The 19,902-nt window shown below is 38.1% G+C and carries 16 protein-coding genes; 5 read left to right on the top strand and 11 right to left on the bottom strand.

Annotation, left to right across the window (positions count from 1 at the left end; all coding sequences use genetic code 11):
• Positions 1–370: 370 nt before the first annotated feature.
• Both recA and alaS read left to right on the top strand, forming a co-directional pair.
• Complete coding sequence (recA, locus tag BN202_RS01720; RefSeq protein WP_019218798.1) at positions 371–1,414, top strand: recombinase RecA; 1,044 nt, start codon at positions 371–373, stop codon at positions 1,412–1,414.
• 198 nt (positions 1,415–1,612) lie between these two features.
• Positions 1,613–4,270, top strand: coding sequence for an alanine--tRNA ligase (alaS, locus tag BN202_RS01715; protein ID WP_034987067.1), 2,658 nt, complete (start codon positions 1,613–1,615; stop codon positions 4,268–4,270).
• 96 nt (positions 4,271–4,366) lie between these two features.
• On the opposite strand, the gene BN202_RS01710 is transcribed toward alaS, so the two are convergent.
• On the bottom strand, positions 4,367–6,154 hold the full coding sequence (locus BN202_RS01710) for a glucan ABC transporter ATP-binding protein/ permease (RefSeq protein WP_019218796.1): 1,788 nt from the start codon (positions 6,152–6,154) through the stop codon (positions 4,367–4,369).
• Positions 6,155–6,373: 219 nt separating this feature from the next.
• Here BN202_RS01710 and BN202_RS01705 point away from each other — a divergent pair, with 219 nt between their 5' ends.
• The gene (locus BN202_RS01705; protein ID WP_019218795.1) at positions 6,374–7,357 is read left to right on the top strand and encodes an RluA family pseudouridine synthase; all 984 of its coding nucleotides are present in this window, start codon (positions 6,374–6,376) and stop codon (positions 7,355–7,357) included.
• Between the two features lie 440 nt (positions 7,358–7,797).
• Here BN202_RS01705 and BN202_RS01700 read toward each other — a convergent pair whose 3' ends face one another.
• From BN202_RS01700 to BN202_RS09885, 6 genes are all read right to left on the bottom strand, one after another.
• Entirely contained in the window at positions 7,798–9,057 is a 1,260-nt protein-coding gene (locus BN202_RS01700; protein WP_034986926.1) for an ATP-grasp domain-containing protein, read from the bottom strand.
• 237 nt (positions 9,058–9,294) lie between these two features.
• Positions 9,295–9,915, bottom strand: coding sequence for a DMT family transporter (locus tag BN202_RS01695; RefSeq protein ID WP_244426394.1), 621 nt, complete (start codon positions 9,913–9,915; stop codon positions 9,295–9,297).
• A gap of 83 nt (positions 9,916–9,998) precedes the next feature.
• A complete protein-coding gene (locus BN202_RS10205) occupies positions 9,999–10,166 on the bottom strand; it encodes a hypothetical protein (protein ID WP_019218791.1) in 168 nt (55 codons plus the stop codon).
• Positions 10,163–10,381 carry a hypothetical protein gene (locus BN202_RS10200; protein ID WP_244426381.1) on the bottom strand — a complete coding sequence of 73 codons (219 nt, stop codon included), beginning with the start codon at positions 10,379–10,381 and terminating at the stop codon, positions 10,163–10,165. Before BN202_RS10200 ends, BN202_RS10205 begins: the two co-directional genes overlap by 4 nt.
• Positions 10,382–10,676: 295 nt before the next feature.
• Entirely contained in the window at positions 10,677–11,201 is a 525-nt protein-coding gene (locus tag BN202_RS10195) for a hypothetical protein (RefSeq protein WP_019218789.1), read from the bottom strand.
• 65 nt (positions 11,202–11,266) lie between these two features.
• Entirely contained in the window at positions 11,267–11,473 is a 207-nt protein-coding gene (locus BN202_RS09885) for a hypothetical protein (RefSeq protein ID WP_244426379.1), read from the bottom strand.
• Between the two features lie 1,008 nt (positions 11,474–12,481).
• Here BN202_RS09885 and BN202_RS01680 point away from each other — a divergent pair.
• Entirely contained in the window at positions 12,482–13,264 is a 783-nt protein-coding gene (locus BN202_RS01680) for an ATP12 family chaperone protein (protein ID WP_019218786.1), read from the top strand.
• Between the two features lie 40 nt (positions 13,265–13,304).
• Here the strand turns inward: BN202_RS01680 and BN202_RS01675 are convergent, their stop codons facing one another.
• The 4 genes from BN202_RS01675 to uvrA form a co-directional block, all read right to left on the bottom strand.
• Positions 13,305–13,850, bottom strand: a complete 546-nt coding sequence (locus BN202_RS01675; RefSeq protein ID WP_019218785.1) for a hypothetical protein — start codon at positions 13,848–13,850, stop codon at positions 13,305–13,307.
• 157 nt (positions 13,851–14,007) lie between these two features.
• A complete protein-coding gene (glnA, locus tag BN202_RS01670; RefSeq protein WP_019218783.1) occupies positions 14,008–15,417 on the bottom strand; it encodes a type I glutamate--ammonia ligase in 1,410 nt (469 codons plus the stop codon).
• A gap of 61 nt (positions 15,418–15,478) precedes the next feature.
• Complete coding sequence (locus BN202_RS01665) at positions 15,479–15,817, bottom strand: P-II family nitrogen regulator (protein WP_019218782.1); 339 nt, start codon at positions 15,815–15,817, stop codon at positions 15,479–15,481.
• A 294-nt stretch (positions 15,818–16,111) separates the two neighbouring features.
• Positions 16,112–19,003 carry an excinuclease ABC subunit UvrA gene (gene uvrA, locus BN202_RS01660; protein ID WP_019218781.1) on the bottom strand — a complete coding sequence of 964 codons (2,892 nt, stop codon included), beginning with the start codon at positions 19,001–19,003 and terminating at the stop codon, positions 16,112–16,114.
• Positions 19,004–19,332: 329 nt separating this feature from the next.
• Between uvrA and ssb the strand changes: the two genes are divergently transcribed.
• Entirely contained in the window at positions 19,333–19,851 is a 519-nt protein-coding gene (ssb, locus tag BN202_RS01655; protein WP_019218780.1) for a single-stranded DNA-binding protein, read from the top strand.
• Positions 19,852–19,902: the final 51 nt, after the last annotated feature.

Below are 19,902 nucleotides of genomic sequence, written 5' to 3'. Positions count from 1 at the left end.
CATGTGTTTTTGCTTTATCAAGAATGGAAAACTAATCATGAGATATATTTTTTAAGTGTTTCCAAAAAAATATAAGAAAATCTGCTCTCTAAAGAAATGTATTAAAGTTTAAATTGTTTGTTTTTTAGGATAGGTATAAATAGGCTAAATTTCTCTTATTTATAGGTTAAGTGTTTTATTGAAGTGTATTTTGTGTCGTAAAATTTAAGGAATGACAAATTCTTTTATTTTGCTAATGAGATGTTGTGGACACAATGTGAAAATAGGAATAAAAAGAGTTTGTGAAAATCTAAACTCAAAGCTTTAGTTAAGCTAAAATAACAGTGTACACTGAAGGTTGCATTATTGTGAATCAGTCAAGGATATAATCGTGGATAAAACAAAAGCTCTCGATGCTGCTCTCTCACAAATTGAACGTTCTTTTGGTAAAGGCTCAATTATGCGTCTTGGGCAGAAAGAGCAGGTTGTTGAAATTGAAACAATCTCAACAGGCTCATTATCTTTGGATATTGCTTTAGGTGTGGGAGGATTACCGAAGGGGCGTATTGTTGAGATTTATGGACCAGAAAGTTCTGGAAAAACCACATTGGCTCTTCATGCTATTGCTGAGGCACAGAAAATGGGTGGAATTTGTGCTTTTATTGATGCGGAGCATGCTCTTGATCCTATTTATGCACGAAAACTCGGTGTGGATTTAGAAAATTTATTTATTTCTCAGCCAGATACCGGTGAACAGGCTTTGGAAATTACAGAAACATTGGTTCGTTCTGGTGCTGTTGATGTGCTTGTTGTTGATTCTGTCGCTGCTTTAACACCACGTGCGGAAATTGATGGTGAAATGGGGGATGCTTTACCTGGATTGCAAGCACGGTTAATGAGTAAAGCTTTGCGAAAACTTACGGCTTCTATTTTTCGCTCTCATTGTATGGTGATCTTTATTAATCAAATTCGTATGAAAATTGGTGTGATTTTTGGTTCTCCTGAAACAACAACAGGTGGAAATGCTTTAAAGTTTTATGCTTCTGTTCGTTTGGATATTCGACGCATTGGCTCCATTAAAGATCGGGATATGATTGTTGGCAATCAGACGCGTGTTAAAGTGGTTAAAAATAAATTGGCACCTCCATTCAAACAGGTAGAGTTTGACATTATTTATGGAGAAGGCATTTCCAAATTAGGTGAGTTGATTGATTTGGGAGTCAAAGTTGGTATTGTGGAAAAATCTGGCGCTTGGTTCTCTTATAATTCTCAACGTTTAGGACAGGGACGTGAAAATGCGAAGCAGTTTTTGCGCCAGAACCCAGAAATTGCTGCAGAAATTGAAACAGCTTTGCGTCAAAATGCTGGTTTGATTGCCATTGAACTGTTAGAAAATGCAGGGGCAGATGTAACAGAAAGTGATGAAGCAATTTGATGCTATGTTTATTTGAGCATAAGTGCTTTATTTAGAATTTTTCTGTTTTTATTTATGAGATTTTTAAAATATAAGATCACTTGTTCTCAGTTTTTTTTAACAAATACCCCTCTCTTTGGTTAAATTCACTCCATGCACGCTAAGAGGATATTTAGTGAGGAGGGGTGATGTTTTATGCGGTATTCTGCAGGTGTACATATGAATAGTGTTAATAATATCCGGTCAACATTTTTGGATTATTTTCATCGAAATGGGCATAAAGTTCTTTCTTCTAGCCCACTTGTTCCACGCAATGATCCTACACTTATGTTTACAAATGCTGGGATGGTGCCGTTTAAAAATGTTTTTACTGGACTTGAGCAGCATCCTTATAAAAAGGCTACAACGGCACAAAAATGTGTTCGTGCGGGTGGGAAGCATAATGATCTTGATAATGTTGGTTATACGGCGCGCCATCATACATTTTTTGAAATGCTGGGTAATTTTTCTTTCGGTGATTATTTCAAAGAAGAGGCCATTTTTTTATCATGGGATCTTTTAACAAAGGAATTTTGTCTGCCAAAAGATAAATTGCTGGTAACCGTTTATCAGAGTGATGATGTTGCTGCTGAATTATGGCGTAAAATCTCAGGTCTTCCAGATGAAAAAATCATCCGTATTGCAACAGTTGATAATTTTTGGGCGATGGGCGATACAGGTCCTTGTGGTCCTTGTTCGGAGATCTTTTATGATCATGGTGATGAAATTTTGGGTGGTCCCCCTGGAACTATGGAAGAAGATGGTGATCGCTTTATTGAGATTTGGAACCTTGTTTTTATGCAGTATGAGCAGCTTTCTAAGGAAGAACGTGTTGACTTGCCTCATCCTTCTATTGATACCGGTATGGGGTTAGAGCGTATTGCTGCTGTTTTACAGGGCGTTCATGATAATTATGATATTGATCTTTTTCGTGCATTAATTGGCGCATCAGAAGAAATTACAGGAATTAAGGCAAAGGGTGATTTCATTGCGAGCCATCGTGTTATTGCTGATCATCTTCGCTCATCGGCATTTTTGATTGCGGATGGTGTTCTTCCTTCCAATGAGGGAAGGGGATATGTTTTGCGTCGCATTATGCGTCGAGCTATGCGTCATGCGCATCTTCTTGGTGCTAAAGAGCCTTTAATGTGGCAGCTTTTGCCTGCTTTAATCCGCGAAATGGGACAAGCGTATCCTGAATTGGTGCGGGCTGAATCTTTGATTTCGGAAACTTTAAAATTAGAAGAAATACGTTTTCGTAAAACGCTTGAACGAGGATTGGGTTTGTTAAATGAAGAAAGTGCTCAGCTTAAGGAAGGGGATCATTTAAATGGTGAAGTTGCTTTCAAGCTTTATGATACCTATGGTTTTCCACTTGATTTGACTCAAGATGTACTTCGGCGTCGTGGAATATCTGTTGATGTTGATGCTTTTGATAAAGCGATGGAACGCCAGAAAGAGGAAGCTCGTGCTCATTGGGCTGGTTCAGGTGAAGCTTTAACAGAGACAATTTGGTTTTCTGTTCGTGATCAAGTAGGGAGTACAGAATTTTTAGGGTATGAAACAGAAAAAGCTGAAGCCATTCTTACAGCTCTTGTGTGTGAGGGTAAAATTGTTGATAAGGTTTCTTCAGGGCAGAAAGCTATTTTTGTTGTCAATCAAACCCCTTTTTATGGTGAATCTGGGGGGCAGATTGGTGATAGCGGTATTATTTCTGGTGAAAATTTTATTTTTGAAGTGCATGATACTCAGAAAAAAGCTGGTGGTGTTTTTATTCATCTTGGAAAAGTTCAATCTGGTCAGGCATCGAGGTCTGATTGTGTAGAATTAACCGTTGATAGTGTTCGTCGTAAAAAAATTTGTGCCAACCATTCCGCTACCCATTTATTACACGAAGCTTTACGTCACGTTTTGGGATCTCATGTTACACAGAAGGGTTCTCTTGTATCGCCGGAACGGTTGCGTTTTGATTTTTCTCATCCAAAAGCTGTTTCTTTGGAAGAATTGAAAAAAATAGAAAATTTAGCAAATGAGATTGTTTTACAAAATAGTAAAGTGACAACGCGCTTCATGGCTGTCGATGATGCAATTTCTGAAGGAGCAATGGCGCTCTTTGGGGAAAAATATGGTGATGAGGTGCGTGTTGTTTCTATGGGTAATCTGCTTGAAATGGGAGACTTTAAAAGGCGTTGGTCTATTGAGCTTTGTGGAGGGACACATGTGGAGAGAACGGGTGATATTGGTTTGATTCATATTGTTTCTGAAAGTTCTGTAGCTTCTGGAGTGCGTCGTATTGAAGCTTTAACAGGCACAGCAGCCCGCCTTTACCTTAGCCACCAAAATGAGCGTATTCAGGAAATTGCTGATCTTTTAAAAATTTCTTCTGCTGGTGTGGAAGAACGGGTGAGAATTTTGCTTGAGGATCGTCGTAAACTTGAAAAAGAGTTGAATGATGTACGTAAGAAAATAATATTGAGTGATAGGGCGATACAGCATGGTCAAGAAGATATTATTATCATTAATGGTATTTCTTTTATGGGACGTGTTGTGAGCAATATTTCACCACGAGATCTTAAGGCGTTAGCGGATTCTGGTAAGAGACAGATTGGATCTGGGATTGTTGCTTTTATCGCTGTTTCAGAAGATGGTAAGGGGAGTGCTGTTGTTGGCGTTACCGATGATTTAACGGATAAATTGAATGCTGTCGAGCTCGTTCGTATTCTTTCAGCTGTTCTTGGAGGTCAAGGTGGTGGTGGGCGTCCTGATATGGCGCAGGCTGGTGGTCCTGAGGGAGAGAGGGCTGGTGAGGCACTCGCGGCATTAAAAGCGGCTCTTTGAGGGGTAATTTCTCATTTGTAGTGCTTTGTCTTGCGATCTCTTAAGGGGGATTTCGTGTTTTTGATAGATTTCTTGCTTAACGTTGGAGAGGCGATTTTATGATGCCATGGCTTCATGTAAGGGGATCACTTTTTTACCTTTTTCTTTAATTTTGGGTTGATTAATCGTCAAACCACTGGCTTTTACAAGCTCATAGAAACGTCCGCCTTTATCAATCAATTCTTGGAAGCTTCCTTTTTCAATTAAATGTCCTTGTTCTAGAAAAAGCACAATATCAGCATTGCGTATTGTTGAAAGACGGTGTGCTATAATAAAAGTGGTACGGTTTTGGCTTATGCAATCAAGAGCATCTTTCACACGCGCTTCTGTTTCAACATCAAGAGCACTGGTTGCTTCGTCTAGAATGAGAATGGGAGCATTTTTTAAAACAGCGCGTGCGATTGCTAATCGTTGTTTTTCTCCACCTGACAATTGAGAACCTTGTTCGCCAACCATTGTGTTATAACGATCGGTTTTTTTAAGAATAAAATCATGGGCTGCTGCTATTTTTGCTGCCTCATAAAGTTCTCCATCTGTTGCGGTTGTTCTTCCTATTGAGATGTTATCGTGAATGCTACGGTTGAAAAGACCAGCATCTTGAAACACTGTTGCTAGAGATTTGCGTAAAGATTCACGATTAACAGAACGTATATTAATTCCATCAATGGAGATATGTCCGAATGTAGGATCGTATACACGTTGCAAGAGATTGATTAATGTTGTCTTGCCTGCTCCTGTTGGCCCTACAATCGCAACAGTTTGTCCTGTTTTAACTTCAAAGGAAATATCAAAAACACCTTGAGAAGAATTTGGAAATTTATAAGTAACATGATGAAATTGTATTGCACCTTTAACATTTTGCAGTGAAGGAAGATTTTTGGGTTCGTTGATATGAAAGGTTGAGTCTTCCATTTCAAAAAAATCTTGCAGTTTGGCTTGTAAGGATACGGTTAAGTTAATGAAATTGCTCATTTGATCAAGACGACTGATCATTAATTGTGCGAATCCGACAAAAGCAACGACTTCACCTACGCGTAATTGACCTATTGTAACAAAAAAAGCTCCAAGAAGAAGGACACAAACTATTGAGATGGTTGAAGCCATTCGATTTAAGCCACTGGCAAGAGCCCACCAATTGAGGACAGGGTTTTGTGCTTTAAGAAGATCGCTTGTATGCTGATGCAATATGGAAGTTTCTTCTTTTATTCGGTTATAGCTTTGTACAGTGGAAACATTAAAGATTGAATCCGTGACATGTTTAAAAAGGTTGTGGTGATAGCATTCTACAGCGGCTTGTCCATCTTTTGTTTTTCGCATGACTAAATGCGCAATTAATATATAAATGATGGCAAGTACAACCAAGACTGTTGAAAGACGCCAATTCATGTTAAAGGCTATGGGGATAAGCACAAATAATGCGACAAGAGTTGAGAGATGTTGACGCATAAAATCAAGCCATATGGTTGACATGGAGTCTACCGCGCGCAAAAGTGTATGGAGAGCATTAGAGGTCCCACGCTGTTGATGCCAGATTAAAGGCATGGCGATAATGCGTTGGAAAGATTCTGCTAAAACAGCTAAGCGACGTCTATGTGTCAAGCGGTCAGCACTGCGAGCAACGAGGACATAAGCGATAATATGGAAAAGACCAAAACATACCCAAATTGTGAGGGTAAGAACAGTACCTGTTTTTTCTGCAATGGAATCAATAACACGCCCAAATAAAATAGGTTCCGCAATGGTAATAATAGCCAATATAACATTAGCACTACAAATTAAAAGAGATGCATTTTTTTCTCGATTTAGATAAGTGAGAACGCGCACATAGGTTTTGAATAAGGACACAGGTGATCATCTCCACTTGTTTGCATTATCGACTCTTGTAATTGCTTATGTTTGAGTTAATAAAATTTGGAGGTTAAGAAAAGGCAATTTTAGATACTTATTGTAATATGCTGTGATAAAGCCAATTTTCCAAGATACGGACTTTTGTGTTTATAGAGATAAAGCGTAAAACGGGGCAATTAAAATTATTGGGCAAAATTATTGCGTTAGGGAACTTTTATGGCAGGTGTAGAAATAAAAAAGGTTGAGACAGACGAGAACGGAATGCGCTTAGATCGCTGGTTTAAAGTGCATTATCCAAGAGTTGGATTTGGCCATTTACAAAAATTATTGCGTTCTGGACAAATACGAATTGATGGTGGGCGTGTTAAAGCTGATACACGTCTTCTCACAGGACAAGTTGTGCGTGTGCCGCCTTTACCTATTGATAACAAGGAAAGCTTTTCGGTCACGGATAAAACAATTCGGGGACAGGATGATGGAACCATTTTAAAAAAAATGCTGCTTTATGAAGATCCAAAGATTTTTGTGTTTAACAAACCAGCAGGTCTTGCTGTACAAGGTGGTTCTGGCTTAACGCGCCACGTTGATAGTATGCTTGAGACCTGGCGCAATAAAAAAGGTGAAAAACCGCGTTTGGTTCATCGTCTTGATCGTGAGACATCAGGTGTGCTCATTGTTGCGCGGTCAAGAGGGGCGGCACAGGCTTTAACAGCTGCTTTTAGAACACGCGAAACAAAAAAGACTTATTGGGCATTGGTTCGCGGCGTGCCTAAAAAAAAGCAAGATAAAATTTCAACATGGATGGCTAAAGAGTTGACTGCACAAGGTGATAAAATGCGGGTTTGTGACCATGGGGAGCCAGACTCTTATCATGCTGTTTCCTATTATCGGGTTGTAGATACCCGAGGGAGAGCTCTTTCATGGCTTGAAATGGAACCTTATACGGGGAGAACGCACCAGCTACGTGTCCATGCTGCTTATATGGATCATCCTATCATCGGTGATGCAAAATATTTTTTTTCCGATAGTAATTGGGTATTACCGGGGGGAATACAAAATCGTCTTCATCTTCATGCACGTCGGATTCGTATTCCTCATCCTTCAGGAGGGATCTTGGATGTCGTTGCACCTTTGCCTCCTCATATGGTACAAAGTTTTAATCTTTTGGCTTTTAATGAGAATGACGGTGACACAGAATAAGTTTTTTATCTTTTGTTCTTTTTGTTTTGTGTGTTTTTTCTGTAGATGTAATAAGGTGTTATATATCACTTATTGTTAAGGGAGCTCTTGATAAGTCATTATTCTTAAAAGTCTTATTTTTTCCATGATGAATTTTTGGATATCATTTGAAAACTTTTTTCTACATTTTTTTATTCTTTGGGGTGGAAAAATATTGATGATACTTAAAAAAGCAGAATAAAATTCTCATTATTGTTTGAATTCTAGAGATATTGAAGAGGTTCTATTACAAATGCGGTATAAAAATAGATCAAGTTCTCTCAATCGTTGATGTTTGAAATATGCCCTTTAAAAGGGAAAGCCTTTGTAAAATTTTAGGAAATCAAATTGTAGCTCTGTTTATTTTAATGAGATTTTATATCAAAGTTAAGAGTGAATAGAAAATATTTCTATCGGGTTATTTAAATATAAGATTTCCATAGGATGCTTAAGTTATCATCAAGCCATTTATGGTAATCGCGCGCTTCTTGATCTGAAGAATGAACAGAGAAAATAAAACTAGGATATCCACCAAATGCTGGTGGAGGTGGTGAAATATGATCAGGTTTAAAGAAAATTATAGTTCTGGTAGTTTGAGGATGTTGTGCAACCTTATCTAGACCTGAAAATCCAGAAAAGCGTCCATGACCACGAAGAGGAATAATGTAATTTGCAGCCACTTTTTTAGCTGGGAGTATATCAGGAAGGTCGGGGTTTTGTTCAGCTAAAGCGGCATTCATACAGAGTTTTGCAAATGAAATTCCTGTACCTTGCTCCACAATAAAATGGGAGACACCCGATCCACCGATACGAGCACCGATCTCAATGATATAAGGTAAGTTATTGGCATCTAGGCGTAGCTCTACATGGGCAGCACCCATATTTATACCAAGAGCTTTTACCCCAGAGCATGCAACCTCACATAAAGCAATAATTAGAGGATCATCTATATCACAGCGTTGACGATAAATTGTTTCTTCAAACCATGGTCCTTCCGGTTGTCCTTTGTCGCCAACTGCTAGAACATGTACACCTGCTGTATCAACAAAACATTCTATGACAAACTCTTTTCCTAGCAAATACTGTTCTATTATTAAACCTAAAGGCTTATTTGCATCGTTAAAACGTGCCATGTCTTTATGCTGAACATTCCATACCGCTTTAATGAGATCAGGAAGTTCGGTGGAATTTTTAGCTAACATTACGCCTGTACTTGCCCATCCAGAGATGGGTTTAATGACGAGCGGATAGTCTAAGGCATGCGCTTGTGATAGGTCTTCTGGATTATCTATATAAAGAAATCTTGGGGTTCTAAGCCCTGCTTTAGCAAAAGCTTGACGCATGAGATATTTATTTCGGGTTAATGCTGCCACTTCTGGTTCAATACTTGGAGTATTGATTTTTTTGGCAGCCAAAGCGGTCCATAGAATAGCTTCTTCACGCAGGGTCATAACCCCACGAATATTGCGTTCTTTTACGCCTGCTGCAAAAGCGTTTAGAGCTGCCTCTGGATTATCAGAAATAGGAAGTTGCCAAGTTGAAGTGACTGCTGCAGGTAGCTGAATAGGAGCGTTTTCAGCGGTATCATAGATCATGACTAATTCGATATTAGCGGCTTGTGCTGCTTCAAATATAAAGGGTAGTTTTGCATTGCGTTGGCAAACTAACGCGAGTTTTTTCATTTTATTTCCTCATGATAATTTGGAATTTTGGGAATGGCGTTTCTGTTGCCATTTAGATACCTTTGATGCATCTATAAATAAGAGTGACATCCCTATAACAGCCATCATCATGGTAATTATTTTGATCATGTTGAGAGAAGAGCTCGAGCCGATGATCCATTCGCATGCAACCACTGCAAAAGGAGATAATACGCCAATAGTGTTGGCATATAATACGCCTCCCTCAGCTAAAACTTTTTAATATAATACGTAAACGGGTGCCGAGCAAACAGTTCCTAAAATCAATATCTTCAATATATCTTCTAACTTAAGATAGAAGAGTGGGGTGGGATCAAAAATGAATAATGGCATAAACGATGCTGCAGAAATTGTCGTGATCCAAGCCAGTGAGGTGAGCAAAGGTAAATTTTTAAGATAACGTTTAGACAATAAGCCATAAGCAGAGTAAGAAAGGGCTGCTGTTAAAGCAAGAGCTATTCCTATTAGGCTGTAAGATTCACTCTCTGCACCGTTTATATTAAATGCTATAGCCGCTACACTGACAATGATCATACCGATAAGTTTTAACCATGAGAACGTAAGGCTATTCGTCAGTGCACCCAATATGTAGGTAATACCTGGAATAGTAGCAAGCACCATCGTTAAATCACTGGCTTTGAGCGATTTTAATGCACCAAAGCTGCATACAAAATACAGCGAGAATCCTAACACTGAGAGAATTAAAAAAGAAGGTATCATAGAAAGTAATGGTAGGGATCTGAAAATAGCTTTCTCACGAAAGACTGCAATCAACCATAAAGCGGCGGCAGTTGCACACAACCTCAGTCCAACTGCATGCATTACTGGTATATTGCTCACCAAATTCTTAGATAGTAACCAACTTATGGAAAATAACGCTAGAATGGCAAAGGTAAATAAGAATAATCGTCCTTTTATGAAATTCAATGATTTACCCCTCCAATAACGCGCTGTGCATAAGATGATGTTGAAAAATTAAATCGTGACTTTGAGGTCTGTGGTTTTCCAAGATTATTTTGGATATAATCCTTAGCTCCTGCCAAATAAGCGTCATCATCTAATGCTTCAAGCGCTTCTATATCCTCTATCATGTTATTACTTTTTCAAGACGCTCTAAATCAAATTGAAGATAACCTTGATCCGTTTCAATCAATGCGTTGTTCCGCATGAATATTTCAAAAAGCAAGATCCCTGTACCAGCATCAAAAGTTATATGCTGATCAGAACCTTTTGGATAACGAAATATGCGTTCTAATAGGATAAATTCAGTTATTTCTTTCCAAAATTTTGGATGATTTTGTAGCATAATACGCACTGTAATTAAATCAACTTTAGTTTTTCTAGAAGACCTGTGAACCAATTTAATTTTATATACAGATTTTTATCCAATGGCCGCGGTCCAGTATGATGTGCATAGTCATGATAATAGCCCCACAAACAGCGAGCATTGTAAATGCCTTCTTTAGATAAGTTACGACTATACAATTGACCGAACAGAAATTTACTATCTCGACCGAGTAAACGTTCAGCTTCCACAATTGTTTGCTTGTTGTAAATATCAAAGAATTTACTGAAAAAAAAACAAAGCAAATGCTTGCTTATCAATTTTTTTTAGCAGTCGCTACAGATTCTGGGAATAGAACAATGCAATTGCCTTCTAAAAAACCCTTTGATGCTATCCCCATTTTTATACACTGAAAAGATGATACGTAATTCTTTGTATATTTTGAGGCGTCAGCAAGATAGGTCGTTTCATGACGATATCCTGTCACTAATTCCAGCCGGAATCCTTCTGGATCAGGTTCATTTGTTGCACGCATGGGGGCCAAGAAAAACAAGGGAGCATCTGGTAATGGCGCTTTGAAAGCAGCCAAAGTGTTATCAAATTGAGGAGGGATCGTTAAATCGTTGAGCATCCACTGATGAAGATCATCAGAAATGGTCGCTAAAAGTTTTGGAGATAATCCGTCAATAATATCTACATGGTGGTTCAGCAGAGTGATCAATTCATTGATTATATTAATATCTGCTGCAATTGGTTTCTTAATGCTTCCATCGAGTTCTTGGCGCATAGGGAATTTGTCAACTAAGTTAACAATGGAAAGAAGCGCTTCAGATTGTTTCATGATAAGCTGACTTTAGTGATTGGAGCAAAAATGCCATTGGCACTTGTCCAAAATTTCCACAATATTTAGCTTATGCGGTTTGCTGCAAACGATGTTGTAATACAAGCATCTGCTTTTTCAGCCTTACAAAGAACGGCTGCAACAGCATTGCTGTTGGCAAATACTTTGTCATATTGATGAGCTACCAGAGATTGAGGGGCAGGATGAGTGGCTACGGTTTTAATTTCATCGGAGTTGTTGCGCTTCGCTAAAACCATAGAGTGAGTAGGCATGATAAAGCTGTCAAATAATTTGCATATCACCTAAACGGGTAAATATGAGTGTATGCAAATCAGGGTAAGCAGCACAACTTAAGAGATATCCATCTTTTTTCTGAGAAAGTTCATTGAATGCCTCTTCAAGAGTTGCGTATAAGGTAATACGGGATCTTGGTCAGTGGACAAAATATTTTGATTGTGATTATCAAGCCACCATTGTGCTGCTGCTGCACAGTTAGTATCTGCAGGGCCAAGTGTATAGACAAAAGTATTATTTTCAGATTGCATGATCTCTATTTTTTTAATTATGCGAATAAATTATTAAAATATATTAAGCATATTTAGTAAATTAATTTATATTTTTAATACAAATTTATGAGTTAATGCTGCCTTGTCGAAAATATTATTAAACAATTAATAAAAATATAACCCAAAATTAAAGAGTAAGTTTTTCTACTGTGCAAAGAATAGTTCTAAGATTAGTTATTTAAAGGTAATGATGGTTATTTTATTATCTTAGCAAAGACTTCTTTTTAGGGTGATGATATCAGGCAGGGAAAACTTTGCGTATGGAGAATAATATATGAGATGAATAATTGGGGTGTCTTTGCAGCTGAAAGGTATGCTGGTGAGTAAAATACACTTCTCCATATTTTGAATGATGTGCGTTTTTCTGCTTTAAAGTTCTGTGAGAAGCATTTTAAAAGCTGTAGTGTAGATACCATTCTTATAAGTGAATAAATTGCAAGGTGATGAATGCATTTTTACTGGCAAATTCAACGCGTTTAGGCTTTTAAATCAAGATAAATTCTTTTTGAAACTTGTTCTAACGGTTGCTACTGAATAGAAGGGCAAGGCCATTGTTTTGTTTGTAAAAGAGACATAAAATATATTTTAAAATCAGATTAGTGTTGGTAAGATTTTCCCTTCTTTAGAGAGAGGAGGGAGGTAGCTCCAAACCTAATCAGATATATGGAATCTTAAAAACAGTCGACTTTTTGAAAATATCAGAGGTGGAACAATATGCGCGAAATTTTGAATCATTTTGATAGGCCCTTGAATAAAAATAGTTCTGTTCAGAAGACTCAAAATCTTTCACGCCAACTACATCCAAAACGGTTTTATAGGGAAGTGAAAATCGCTTGTGAGGAGGGGGGATTTTCTCTCTTATTAGATGAACGTCCCGTTAAAACGCCCGCAAAGCGTCATTTTCTTGTGCCAACGGAAGTGTTTGCTAAATTTGTTGCTCAGGAATTTGAGAGTCAAAAGCATGTTGTTGATCCGGCAAAAATGCCGATGACGCGTCTTGTTAATACTGTTATTGATGGCATTGCCGATGATATGCAAGTTGTTTTTGAAGATTTATTGCGTTTTGCTGCTTGTGATATGATTTTGTATCGTGCACAAACACCAAAAGAGTTGGTGCAGCGGCAATGTGAACAGTGGGATCCTTTATTGGATTGGGCAGAAGAAAAACTTGGTGCACGGTTTAATTTGACAGAAGGACTTATACATGTTGAACAATCACGCGAAGCACTTCAAGCGGTAAGTAATTATCTCCGTAAAGTTGAGTCTCCTTATATGCTTGCTGCACTTCATACAATGACAACTTTAACAGGATCAGCTCTTATTGCGCTTGCTGTTATGGCAGGGAAAATCAATGCTGATCATGCTTGGTCTATTGCCCATTTAGATGAAGATTGGACGTTAGAGCAATGGGGCGTGGATGAAGAGGCAATAATGCGTCGTGCTCATAAGAAAGTTGAATTTAATGCTGCAGCTACAGTCATAACAATTTGTTTGTAAGAAGAATCTTTCTTTTGTTTACATGCGCTTTTTTCTTTCATTATAGTATTTTTGTAATTTTTTGGGGATTGATTTTTATCTTTTCAAGTCCAGGAAATGCTTCACTCGTGATGTTTAAGATTGCCTCATCATTTCCACGGATAAAATACCACTTATCGTTTTCAAGAAGAGCAATAATCTCAGTTTGAATAGAGCATTTTTTTCCAGAATTTGTTTTTGTGACAAACTCTACAGGTATAATGAAATAAGATATGCCATTATCAAGTTTGCCTTCACGTTTTTGCTTTTGGTTAATTTGGATACTTTCAATTTTATAATTTTCTGCCAATTGCTCTATTTGACTTTTCATGATTTGTCGGAATTGTGACTTACTGAATTTTTTTTTGGCAATTAAGCTGTTGATAATTTGCGGAGGAATAGCGTTTAAAATAGCATTCGCGTCGGCATTTTGAATCGCTTTGCTGTAAGCAAATGCTGCTTGTTCAAGGGTTATCAGTTTTTGATTTGTAATTGTAGAAGCTTGGGTTATCGATAGAGTAGAAGCAATGCATAAAAAAATGGAAAACAGAAAACAAATGCGCAGCATTAGAAACCTTGTGAATTAGTTGGAATAGATTCACCAAAATTATAAAGGAAAAGCACACCTGCAAAAAGCCACTTGTGCTCTTTAATGAGAGGTATATCCACAAAAATGGAGGCTTTTGCCTCCATTTTAAAACCAAAAAGAATAAACTGATATTTCTTTAAACAGAATAGTACATATCAAATTCGACAGGATGGGGTGTTGTTTCATAGCGTAAAACTTCTTGCATTTTTATTTCAATGAAAGAATTAATTTGATCATCGTCAAAAACATCTCCAGCTTTCAGAAAACTACGATCCTTATCAAGTGCTTCAAGTGCTTCGCGCAGACTTCCTGAGACGGTAGGGATTCCTTTAAGCTCTTTTAACGGAAGATCATAAAGATCTTTATCCATAGCATGTCCAGGATGAATTTTATTTTTGATTCCATCAAGACCAGCCATTAAGAGTGCTGCAAATGCTAAGTAGGGATTGGCTGTTGGGTCTGGAAAACGCACTTCTACCCGTTTTGAGTTTGGCGAATGACTCATGGGAATACGGCAGGACGCAGAACGATTGCGTGCAGAATAAGCAAGAAGAACAGGTGCTTCATAACCAGGCACTAAACGCTTATAGGAGTTTGTGGATGGATTGGTGAAGGCGTTGATTGCTTTTGCATGCTTAATAATACCACCGATAAAAAATAAGCAGGTTTCCGATAGTCCGGCATATTCATTACCTGCAAAGATCGGTTTGCCATCTTTCCAAATGGACATATGAACATGCATGCCTGAACCATTGTCACCAAAAACGGGCTTTGGCATGAAAGTTGCTGTTTTTCCATAACTATTTGCTATTTGATGAACCACATACTTAAAAATTTGCATCTTATCAGCTTCGCGAACCAGGGTATCAAAACGAATCCCCAATTCATGTTGCCCTGCTGCTACTTCGTGATGATGTTTTTCGACACGGACCCCCATATCTTTGAGCGCTATGAGCATCTCAGAACGCATATCTTGACAAGAATCGACAGGGGGAACGGGGAGATAACCTCCCTTCATTCGGGGGCGATGGCCAAGGTTGCCCACCTCATATTCCGTATCATCATTAGATGGAAGTTCACTTGAATCAAGTTTAAATCCTGTATTGTAAGGATCTGTTTTATAACGCACATCATCAAAGATAAAAAATTCTGCTTCTGGGCCTATATTGATTGTATCTCCTATATTTAAGGATTTCATATAAACTTCAGCCCTCTTGGCGATAGAACGAGGATCTCTGCGATAAAACTCCCCAGAAACAGGATCGAGTACGTCACAGAATATAACCAAGGTAGATTGTGCAAAAAAATAATCAATATGAGCTGTTTCTGGATCAGGTATCAAAACCATATCAGATTCATTAATCGTTTTCCATCCAGAAATTGAAGAACCATCAAACATAACACCATCGCTAAATGTATCTTCACTGATTTCGGCGATATCCATTGTGATATGATGCAACTTTCCTCGCGGATCGGTAAAACGTAAATCAACAAAACGGATTTCGTTGTCTGCAATCTGTTTGATAATATCTGAGGCAGTTGTCATATTCAATTTCCTTATATGGGATTGAGGTGGATAAAAATGGGGTGAAATTTGTCGTTATTTGTTAAAGGGCATCTATCCCAGTTTCATCAGTACCTATACGAATGGCATCATCAATGGAAAAAACAAATATCTTTCCATCTCCGATATGTTTTGTTTGAGCTGCTTTCCGTATTGTATTAACGGCTTGTTCTAGTTTTTCATCTGAAACAACGATTTCAATTTTTACTTTAGGTAGAAAATCAACGATATATTTAGCACCACGGTAGAGTTCTGTATCTTCTCTTTGATGACCAAAACCTTTCGCTTCTGTTACTGTAATACCATGTAAGCCAATTTTTTGAAGCGCTTCTTTCACTTCATCAAGTTTGAAAGGTTTTATGATGGCTTCGATTTTTTTCATGCTGAAATTATCTCCAACTTATTTTGTCTTTTTAGACTGCATCACAGTATATTGGCAACTGTGAGATGTCCAACAGATAGTTTTTACACAAAAAGTCATAAATTATTTCACTTCAGATATTTTGTGGAGAAAGTTTTTTTCTCGCATAAGTCATAAGTGAAGCGCTGTTGCTCCTTTGAGAGAAGATCTTTAAAGCTTGTAGCGCATAAATTAAGAGATGTTTGAGTTTCTTTAGCTCTATCATATTCTTATTTTATAATGGAAATATCTTTGAAAATTGGAATGAGATCAAGGTTAACGCTGTAAAATTTCTTTCAAAAATTTTCCCGTATAAGAAGTTGAAACATGAATAATATCTTCAGGACGCCCAACAGCAACAATTTCACCACCACGATCTCCACCTTCTGGTCCGAGATCAATAATCCAGTCAGCAGTTTTTATAACCTCAAGATTATGTTCAATGATGAGAACTGTATTGCCTTGCTCGACAAGTTCATGTAGCACTTCAAGAAGTTTAGAAATATCATGAAAATGTAGACCTGTGGTTGGTTCGTCTAAAATGTAGAGTGTACGTCCTGTTGTTTTTCGTGAAAGCTCTTTCGCAAGTTTTACACGTTGGGCTTCACCGCCAGAAAGCGTTGTAGCTTGTTGCCCTACTTTGATGTAGCCAAGACCAACTTTCATGAGTGTTTTTAGTTTGTTATGAATGCTGGGCACAGCTTGGAAAAATTCTTCTGCTTTTTCAATAGTCATATCCAAAATATCAGCAATGGATTGTTCTTTAAACTTTACTTCTAGCGTTTCTCGATTATAGCGTTTTCCTTGGCAGACATCGCAAGTAACATATACATCAGGTAAAAAATGCATTTCAATTTTAATAACTCCATCACCTTGACACGCTTCGCAACGACCTCCTTTAACATTAAATGAAAAACGTCCTGCTTTATAACCGCGCGCTTTCGATTCTGGAAGTTCGGCAAACCATTCGCGAATTGGAGTAAATGCGCCTGTATAAGTTGCAGGATTAGAGCGAGGGGTGCGTCCAATGGGTGCTTGGTTGATATCGATGACTTTATCAAGAAACTCTAATCCTTCAATTTTATCGTAAATTGCGGGACTATGATAACTGCCCATGATGTGATGCGAGGCAGCTTTGAAAAGCGTTTCAATAAGAAATGTTGATTTTCCACCACCCGAAACGCCAGTGATGCACGTGAAAGTTCCAAGAGGAATGTTCGCACTGATATTTTTTAGGTTATTTCCACGGGCACCAATGATTTTAAGTGTTTTCGTTTTTGATATTTTGCGCCGTTGAGTAGGCACTTTAATAGCCATTTTTCCTGAAAGATATTGACCTGTGAGAGAGAAGGGATTTTCTATAATTTCTTGTGGGCTACCTTGTGCTATGATTTCTCCACCATGAACACCAGCAGCAGGCCCCATATCAACTACATAGTCTGCCGTGCGAATGGCATCTTCATCATGTTCAACAACAATAACTGTATTGCCAAGATCACGCAGATGGTGCAGCATTTGTAAAAGGCGTTCATTATCGCGTTGGTGTAAACCGATGGAGGGCTCATCCAAAATGTAAAGAACACCTGTCAGACCAGAGCCAATCTGGGATGCTAATCGAATGCGTTGACTTTCTCCCCCTGAAAGGGTGCCTGAATTGCGAGATAAGGTGAGATATTCAAGCCCTACATGATTTAAAAAAGCAAGACGTTCACGAATTTCTTTTAAAATACGTATAGCAATATTGCGTTGTTTTTCCGTGAGATATTGATCAATATTAGCAAACCAATCATCGGCTTTTAGGATAGAAAGCTCTGATATTTGTCCAATATGCATTCCATGAATTTTGACAGCAAGCGCTTCTGGTTTTAAACGATACCCATGACAAGCTGGACAGGGAGAAGAAGACATATAATGTTCGATTTCTTCACGTAACCATGCAGAATCCGTTTCTTTCCATCTCCGCTCCATATTGGGAATGATCCCTTCAAAATATTCAGTTGTTTTATGTGAACTTGAATCGTTTTTGTAAATAAAGGAGATTTCTTTTCCTTTTGTACCATAAAGAATAGCATGTTGCGCTTTGTCAGAGAGATCACACCATTTATCGGTGCGTTTGAATCCGTAAGCTTTTCCTAATGCTTCTAATGTTTGCCTGTAATACGGTGAGGATGATTTAGACCAAGGTGCAATTGCTCCATCTTTTAGGGTAAGATTTTTATTGGGTACAATTTTTATTGGGTCTACTGCCTTTTTGATGCCAAGACCGTCGCAAAGAGGGCAAGCGCCAAAAGGGTTATTGAATGAGAAAAGTCGTGGTTCAATTTCAGGAATAGAAAATCCAGATAGGGGACAGGAAAACCTTTCTGAAAAAATAAGCCGTTTGTGCGTTTCATTTTTTGATTTATAAGCCGAGTCCTTTGTGGTTTCTTTTTGTGCCAAAGGTTGGTCTGCCATTTCAGCAACCGCTATCCCATTTGCGAGCTGTAAACAGGTTTCTATACTATCCGCTAAGCGAGAGGCAATATCATGGTTGACAACAATACGGTCTACTACCACATCTATGTCGTGTTTATATTTTTTATCAAGAGGAGGAATATCAGGAATTTCATAGAACTTTCCGTCCACTTTAGCACGCTGAAAACCTTTTTTTAAAAGCTCGGTGAGCTCTTTTTTATATTCTCCTTTTCTTCCTCGTACCAGAGGAGCCATAATAAAAATCCGTGTGCCTTCTGGTAAGGACATAATTTGATCAACCATTTGGCTTACCGTCTGGCTTTCAATGGGAAGTTCTGTAGCAGGGGAATGAGGAATACCAATACGTGCAAAAAGGAGACGCATATAGTCGTGAATTTCAGTGACAGTTCCTACCGTTGAGCGTGGATTGCGGCTGGTTGTTTTTTGTTCAATGGAAATAGCTGGAGAAAGTCCATCTATGCGGTCGACATCTGGCTTCTGCATCACTTCCAGAAATTGGCGCGCGTAAGCAGAGAGGCTTTCAACATAACGACGTTGACCTTCAGCGTAGATTGTATCAAAAGCTAAAGAAGACTTCCCTGAGCCAGAAAGCCCCGTGATAACAATGAGTTTGTCACGAGGCAGATCGAGATCAATATTTTTAAGGTTATGCTCACGCGCACCGCGAATAGAGATGTATTTTTGAAGAGCCATATTTTACCCTTGGCGTATGAGACAAAAACTGAGCATTTTAAAGTAGCATAAAACTGTTTTTTAGAATTACAATGTTTTTCATGGCTTTAACGAGGATACGGAATATAAGTTATGTGGAAAATAAAATGGAGAAAACAGCTTTTTATTCTTTGATGATGGAATAAACTATGCGTTGTTAGCATCTTTATGTTATAATTACATGATATGTTACCTTAGAAAGGGTAGCAAAATCAATATTGAAGGTCAATTGCAGATATGCAAAGGACAAGGTTATAATGACCGCTATGCAATAAAAGTTATTTGCGAATTAAAATTTTGGAGTTTATGCGATGGCTGGTAGCCTTAATAAAGTTATTTTGATTGGTAATCTTGGCGCAGATCCTGAGATTCGCCGTTTGAATTCTGGTGATCAAGTAGCAAATTTACGTATTGCTACCTCAGAAAGTTGGCGTGATCGTAATACAAATGAACGAAAAGAGCGCACGGAGTGGCATAATATCGTTATTTTTAACGAAAACCTTGTCAAAGTTGTAGAGCAATATTTAAAAAAAGGCAGTAAAATCTACATTGAAGGACAGTTGCAAACACGAAAATGGCAAGATCAGAATGGCAATGATCGTTATACAACAGAGGTTGTTTTGCAAAAATACCGTGGTGAATTACAAATGCTTGACGGACGTGGGGGAGTTGGTGGGGAACAAATGCAAGGAGCAAATCAGTCCGGTGGCAATTATGGCAGTGGTGGTTTTGGCGATAATAGCTTTCATCAAAGAAATGCTTTTGGTCAAAATAATAGTCAAGAAGAAGAAAGTTTTTCACATAAATTAGATGATGACGTGCCTTTTTAATAGCTTTTAAATTACGCTATTCTTATCGTAATTTTTATTGTTTCTTTTAAG

The sequence above is a fragment of the Bartonella florencae genome (assembly GCF_000312525.1).
Taxonomy (GTDB): domain Bacteria; phylum Pseudomonadota; class Alphaproteobacteria; order Rhizobiales; family Rhizobiaceae; genus Bartonella; species Bartonella florencae.
The sequence above is the reverse complement of the archived record's forward strand: the minus strand, read 5'-3'. Positions and strand labels throughout refer to the sequence as shown.

What these genes read in the sequence shown, in the direction of transcription:
- alaS (WP_034987067.1), top strand. Translation starts at nt 1,613, where the DNA reads ATGAATAGTGTTAATAATATCCGGTCAACATTTTTGGATTATTTTCAT.
- BN202_RS01705 (WP_019218795.1), top strand. Translation starts at nt 6,374, where the DNA reads ATGGCAGGTGTAGAAATAAAAAAGGTTGAGACAGACGAGAACGGAATG.
- BN202_RS01700 (WP_034986926.1), bottom strand. Translation starts at nt 9,057, where the DNA reads ATGAAAAAACTCGCGTTAGTTTGCCAACGCAATGCAAAACTACCCTTT.
- BN202_RS10205 (WP_019218791.1), bottom strand. Translation starts at nt 10,166, where the DNA reads ATGATAGAGGATATAGAAGCGCTTGAAGCATTAGATGATGACGCTTAT.
- BN202_RS10200 (WP_244426381.1), bottom strand. Translation starts at nt 10,381, where the DNA reads ATGCTACAAAATCATCCAAAATTTTGGAAAGAAATAACTGAATTTATC.
- BN202_RS10195 (WP_019218789.1), bottom strand. Translation starts at nt 11,201, where the DNA reads ATGAAACAATCTGAAGCGCTTCTTTCCATTGTTAACTTAGTTGACAAA.
- BN202_RS09885 (WP_244426379.1), bottom strand. Translation starts at nt 11,473, where the DNA reads ATGCCTACTCACTCTATGGTTTTAGCGAAGCGCAACAACTCCGATGAA.
- BN202_RS01680 (WP_019218786.1), top strand. Translation starts at nt 12,482, where the DNA reads ATGCGCGAAATTTTGAATCATTTTGATAGGCCCTTGAATAAAAATAGT.
- BN202_RS01675 (WP_019218785.1), bottom strand. Translation starts at nt 13,850, where the DNA reads ATGCTGCGCATTTGTTTTCTGTTTTCCATTTTTTTATGCATTGCTTCT.
- glnA (WP_019218783.1), bottom strand. Translation starts at nt 15,417, where the DNA reads ATGACAACTGCCTCAGATATTATCAAACAGATTGCAGACAACGAAATC.
- BN202_RS01665 (WP_019218782.1), bottom strand. Translation starts at nt 15,817, where the DNA reads ATGAAAAAAATCGAAGCCATCATAAAACCTTTCAAACTTGATGAAGTG.
- uvrA (WP_019218781.1), bottom strand. Translation starts at nt 19,003, where the DNA reads ATGGCTCTTCAAAAATACATCTCTATTCGCGGTGCGCGTGAGCATAAC.
- ssb (WP_019218780.1), top strand. Translation starts at nt 19,333, where the DNA reads ATGGCTGGTAGCCTTAATAAAGTTATTTTGATTGGTAATCTTGGCGCA.